This is a genomic window from Frankia sp. CcWB2 (assembly GCF_977927585.1).
Window position 1 is genome coordinate 1,570 of the sequence record NZ_CDWRCM010000027.1, and the last position, 5,452, is coordinate 7,021.

A 5,452-nucleotide genomic window follows, 5' to 3' on the forward strand; every position below is an offset into this window, starting at 1 on the left:
ACCTGGAACGCCGCGACGACCCGTCGGCGGAGCTCGACGCCGTCGCGAAGGCGTTGCCGCCTGGCGGGCACGTCGTCTGCGAGCTGGCCAACGCCGACTGCCGGCAGGCCCGCTGGCTCGGTCGGTTCTGGCCCGGCTGGGCGGTCCCCGGGCGCGCCCACTTCATCCCCGTGGAGAACCTGATTGCCGCGCTGGAGGACCGGGGGCTGCGGCCGGTCACGGTGCGCTTCGCCGCGGCGCGCCGTCCCGGTGGCCTGACCGGCGCCCTGCTGCTCGCCGTGGCCATGATCGCGCCACGCCCCATGCCGTGGCTGCCCCAGCAGGCCGGCCCGGCCGGCGCGGCCGGCCGCGTCCTGGTGATGCTTGTGGCCAGCCCCCTACTGGGACTGGCCCGGCTCCTCGACCGCCTTGCCGGCTGGTACGCGCACGACGCCCGGTACGCCGGCACCTACCTGATGATCGCCCGCAAGGAGCTCTGACCTCGACCGATCTCGGCGATGAGCGCGGTGTTGCCCATGCGTCGAGGGTTTCCTCCAGCGACTCCAGGTCGTCGACGCTGATGACGATCGCGCTGGGCCTGCCGTGCCTGGTGATCACGACACGCCCGTGCTCACGTTCGACGCTGTCCACGACCTCCGAGAGCCGGTTCTTCACCTCCGCCAGCGGCATCTGTTCCGAGAACGACATAGCCACGAGTACAGCAAGCTTGTCCTCCGTCGGGGCTAGGGTGCCGGATCGATGGGTCGGACCGGCCAGGTCTCGAGGCGCCAGGCGGCGTCCCAGAACATCAGCAACATGCGTGGACCGGTTGACCGGAATGTGCGGCGCGGCACAGGGATACGGGACGTGCCGAACGAATGTCCCGCGGAGCTCAGGAGGCCAGCGCCCGCGGAGCGCGCGGCACCGACGCTGACCAGCCGCGGTCACGCAGCGCCCCGCCTACGAGGGAAGCCACCTCGGCCGGGGCGTCCCGCGCCAGGCGTGCCGGCAGACGGATGAGAAGCTGGCCCGTCGGCTCGGCGACGACCGTCGGCCGGGGGGCCGTCGCCTGGATCTCCACCCGTACGCGCCACGGCTCGTACCAGACGTCGAGGCGCGCCATCGGCTCGTCCGCGGGCCCGTCGACACTCGGGGTCCCCGCCGGCAACCCCCACTGCGCCTCGATGCGGCGGTACATGATCTCGGTGAGGTGCGGCGCGTCCCGGCCCAGGTCGTCCAACGTCTCGGTGATCAGCGTCCGGCGGCTGATCGGACCACGCCGGGCCAGCGCGGTCCGCAGGCTCGCGACGGTGACGAAACGCCGGCGGACGGCGTCGACGAGCAGGCCCTGCGCGTCCGCGCGGGTAGACGCCCACTCGGCCATGTCGATGACGGACCGGGCGGGGGCCGTCCGCCGGGGCAGGTGGAGGGGATCGATCTCGGTGATGTCGAGCCGAGCGCTGTGCCGCAGAAGCACGCCCGGCGGCGCGGCGATCCGACGGTCGGTGGGCAGGAGAACCGTCACCGGGCCGGTGTCGTAACCGTCCAGACCCGCGAGCCCCGCCGCGCAGGCGCCCGCGAGCACCGCGTCCGGGCCGACGGCCTGCAGGGCCCCCCACAGCTCCTGCATCCTCGTCACGGGTGCGGCGGCCGTGATCAGCACGCCGCGGAAGGGTTGCTGCCAGCGGCCGTCGTTCAACCGTCGGCGGATCTCGTCGCGGGTGATGCCGGCGTTGATCGCATCGCGCATCGTGATCACGCCGGCCTGCATGGTGGCGATCTCCTGCCAGGAGAGTCGGCCAGGGTTATGGGCCATGAGAAGACGATGGCGGTTGTCTGTCCGTTGGGCCAGAACCTTTTTCGGGCTGTGGATAACTTTCGGCTGTCTCCTTCCTGACGGCCGCGTTCCGGCCCGGGTCAGCCATGCCCCGGGTGGTGGTCCCCGACGCCGGGAACCCATCCCCGCGTCCCCGGGTGAGTGCTCTGACCCCCGGAGCCGCCGGAGCCGCTGGGACGTGTCTTGGGCGGGACGAGCCGGTAGACCTCCTCGTCGGCCGGCGGTTGCTGGCCGATGCCCGGAAACCCGACGGGCGGGGCGGGCTCGATCCGACGCCGTTCCTCCGCGCCGGTCCGCGCCAGACCGGCATGATCAGTACCAGCCTGGCCCGTACCAGCCTGGCCCGTACCAGCCTGGCCCGCGCCGGACTGGATCATCCCGGCTCCGGCGGTTCCGGCGTGGTGACCCGCCAGGGGCGCGGCGGCCGCGTCGGGTACGGACCAGCGGTCGGCCGGGGAGACCCCGGGCAGCAGGACGGTGCCCGGATTGCAGTCCCCCGGCACCACCCGTCCCGCCCCATCGACCGGGTTGACCAGCAGGAATGCGGTCGCCGGCAGGGTCTGGACGGTGGTCGGCTCCACGGTGAACTCGTAGACCCGCTGGGAGGTCGTGCCGTCGGTCGTCGAGTCGCTCACCGACGAGTTTGTCGTGCGCTGCCAGGTCTGCGATCGCGACGTCGTCACCGACTCCTGCCATCCGGCGTTCTTCGACGTGTTCTGCAACCAGGGCGGCAGCCGGGTGCCGTCGTAGGTCCGGCCGGTTCCGCCGCTGGTGCCGGCCGTCTCCGAGGTGCCGTCCTGGTCACCGACGCTGTCGCTGTCGCCGGCCGTGAAACTGCGCCCCACCTGGGCCGTCACCTGAGACATGACGAAGCGGTAACCACGCCCGATGAACTCCGCCGCGGTCGCGGCGTCCTTACCGTTTCCCAATCGCATGATGATAGTCGAGCCCCCCTGGCTGCCCAGCACCCGTTCGGCGTCGTCGGCGAGCCGTTCGAAGAGCAGCACGAGCCGCACCCCGGCGAGCTCGGCGTGGCGGGTCAGCCCGGTCAGGACCGCTCGGCCGAGATGGTCCGCCCCGGCGACAACCAGCATGTCCCGGCTGGTCGGCCCGCCCCGCTGGCGGCGACGGAGCTGGTGGAGCACGGTCTGGACGAGGAGCCGGTCCGCGAGTTCCTTGCGGTGGGCGGACGAGTCCCGGCTCGACGTGGCGAGAACCCGCAGCCCGGGTACCGGCCACCAGGCCGCCAGCGGACGGGGCACACTGTCGGCCCTGGTCGTCGGCACCCTGGTCGTCGACCTACCGGCTGCGGCCGTCAACATGTGGGCCTCGACCGTCGCGGCCGGTGCCATCGCGGCCGGTGCCGTTGCGGCCGTGGCTGGTGGTGGCGGGCTGAGCGCCTCCAGCGAGGAACGCAGGTAGCGCAGCTCATCGGCGATCCGGTCGCCGCGGCCGAACGCGTCCATGTGCGCGGTGAGCTCCCCGGCCTCGGCCGTCGACAGCGACATGGCCGCGCTGCCGTCGTCGAGACCTTCGAGGACGCGCAGGCCCTCGGCGAGACGGCGAATGCTGAGCCGTTCGTACAGAACGACGGCGACGGTGGTGACCAGATCCGCGTGCAGGGCGCGTCGGTGCGGATCATCGCCGCTCTCCTGGGACAGGCCGAACGCGTCGGCGACGAGCTCGCCGGCCTCCCGCGGCCCGAGGCCGTCGAGGAGTGCCACCTCGTCGAGCTGGCGGGGCAGGTCCCAGGACTCCACCGGCCAGCGCGCCTGGCCGGCGAGGCGCGCCAACCCCCCGCCCACCGTCCGCTCGCTGAGATCGACGAGCAGGATGCCGGTGCCGCCGGTGAGCACCGAGCAGCCCGCGGTGGCCAGCAGGCTCGCCCATCCGTCGCCGGTTCCGCCGAACACGTCGATCCTGGGGGTCGCCGCGGAGGCCGAGACGGGATAGAAGACGGCGGTGGCCTCCCGGCGTTGCAGCTCGGCCCGGTCGTGCGCGTCGACCTCGGTCTGCCAGGACGTCAACGCCTGTAGGTAGCGGGTGTACCCGTCGGCCCGGGCCGACGCGGCCCGGGATCGCGTCCGGCCCAGCCAGCAGTGCAGGACCAACGGAGGCAGGCACGCGACCACGGCGAGCGAGTCCCGCCGGGACGAAGAAGAAACCCCCCTCGCCCGCGAGCAGCGTGCCGAACACCACGAAGGCCATCGGCAGGACGAGCCGGGTCAGCAGGGCGCGGACGGCATGGTTTCGCCGGGCCGTGAGCGCGGTCAGATCGGGCGGTTCGGGCTCCTGCCAGGCCGGTTGACGGTCGGCGAGCGGGCTCGGGGTCGATGGACCGGTGTCGACGAACTCCCAGCCCCAACGCTCCCGTGGAACGAAGAGCCCCTGGATCAGTCGGGCCTCAGCCGTGGTCAGCGTGCCCACCCCCATCGCCGACCCTCCGCCGTCCCACTCGCCTGCTCCTGCGTTGCCGCCCACCGTGTCGCCGCCCACCATGCCGCGACTCCCCGCTCCCGATCATTGTGCACCTGGAAACGATCTCGGCACGTCCGGTGTCGATACCGGGGCGTTACGTGGCCATTATGGCGTATGGTGTCCACTCTGTCGCATTCCGCCGTGCATGCAGGCCCTGCCGTGCATGCCGGCCCTGCCGTAGCGCCCCGACGGTCGACGGGCCCGGGCGCTCAGTCCTGCGCTGTCCCGAACGTGGGTGCCGTCCCGATGGGCGGGCCGGGGGCGATGGCTGCCGCGGTGGACTCCGGTGGGGCGCTCCCCGGTCCGCTCGGCGCGGGGCCGACGAGGTCGGAGATCTGAGTGGCCAGCTCGGCCAGTCCGTCGCCGGTGCATGCCTGGTGGAGTGCGTCCGACAGCGAGGCGGCATCCGCCGCGCCGGTGAGTTCCCGGACCGCCGCGGTGAGGCCGCTGACCGCCGGATCACCGATGTTGACCTTCTCCCGGCCCGGAGCGTAGAGGGCACTGTTCTTCATCCGGGTGAGCTGTTTGCCCACGGTCTTGCCCGGCAGGGTCAGACCGCGCTCGCGCCAGGCCGCGGTGAGCGGATGCGGGCCCGCGTCGGCCCCCCGCCGGCGCACCGCGTCGATCAGTGCCTGCCGGACGTCCTGCCAGCGGTACACGCCCGCGGTCAGGTGCCGGGAGTCGACGGTGTTCGCCGCGTCTGCCGCGTCTGCCGCGTCCGCCGGGGACGGCGGCAGGCCGAGGAGCCGGCGCAGCGTCGCGAGCAGGGCGGTGGTGAAGTCGTCGGGGTCGACGAAGGGGCGCAGCGCGGCGGCGCGGGCGTCCGTCGCCCGGTCGGCGGCATGGGCGAGCGCGCAGTCGAGGATGCGACCCGGCAACGCAGCGAGGGTGGTCCGCAGGGGTTCCGCCGGAGCGAACGGCGCGATCCCGAGCAGATGGGTGAAGCCCATGACCTGGTGCGCGGCCACCGCCTCGACCCACACCACCAGCAGGGGATCGCGGGCCGCGGGGGCGGACGTCTCCGTCTCCTCCAGGGTGCAGGCGGGACCGGCGACGCAGGCCGCGCCGCAGCCGAGGCTGCGCCGTCTGGCCAGGGGCACCTGGTCGTAGTGCGCGAGGCGCGCGCTTTCCCGGTCGTCTCCGGCGACCATCCGGGCC

3 protein-coding genes and 2 pseudogenes are annotated in these 5,452 nt (G+C 73.1%); 1 reads left to right on the forward strand and 4 read right to left on the reverse strand.

Translation table 11 applies throughout. The annotated features are described in order from the left end of the window. Positions 1-479: methyltransferase domain-containing protein (locus tag ACY45C_RS04975; protein ID WP_462186466.1), on the forward strand; the 479-nt coding region annotated here is incomplete at its 5' end. A gap of 61 nt (positions 480-540) precedes the next feature. On the opposite strand, the pseudogene ACY45C_RS04980 reads toward ACY45C_RS04975, so the two are convergent. From ACY45C_RS04980 to ACY45C_RS04995, 4 genes and pseudogenes are all read right to left on the reverse strand, one after another. Beyond that, positions 541-687 (reverse strand): annotated as a pseudogene (locus ACY45C_RS04980) (type II toxin-antitoxin system Phd/YefM family antitoxin); the annotation flags it as partial. A gap of 184 nt (positions 688-871) precedes the next feature. Continuing rightward, the gene (locus tag ACY45C_RS04985) at positions 872-1,795 is read right to left on the reverse strand and encodes a type IV toxin-antitoxin system AbiEi family antitoxin domain-containing protein (protein WP_462186468.1); all 924 of its coding nucleotides are present in this window, start codon (positions 1,793-1,795) and stop codon (positions 872-874) included. Between the two features lie 101 nt (positions 1,796-1,896). After that, on the reverse strand, positions 1,897-3,948 hold the full coding sequence (locus ACY45C_RS04990; protein WP_462186469.1) for a hypothetical protein: 2,052 nt from the start codon (positions 3,946-3,948) through the stop codon (positions 1,897-1,899). Between the two features lie 555 nt (positions 3,949-4,503). Next, positions 4,504-5,452: pseudogene (locus ACY45C_RS04995) on the reverse strand (ATPase); the annotation flags it as partial.

Excerpts from the sequence above, each read along its gene's own strand:
- ACY45C_RS04985 (WP_462186468.1), bottom strand. The coding sequence starts at position 1,795 with ATGGCCCATAACCCTGGCCGACTCTCCTGGCAGGAGATCGCCACCATG.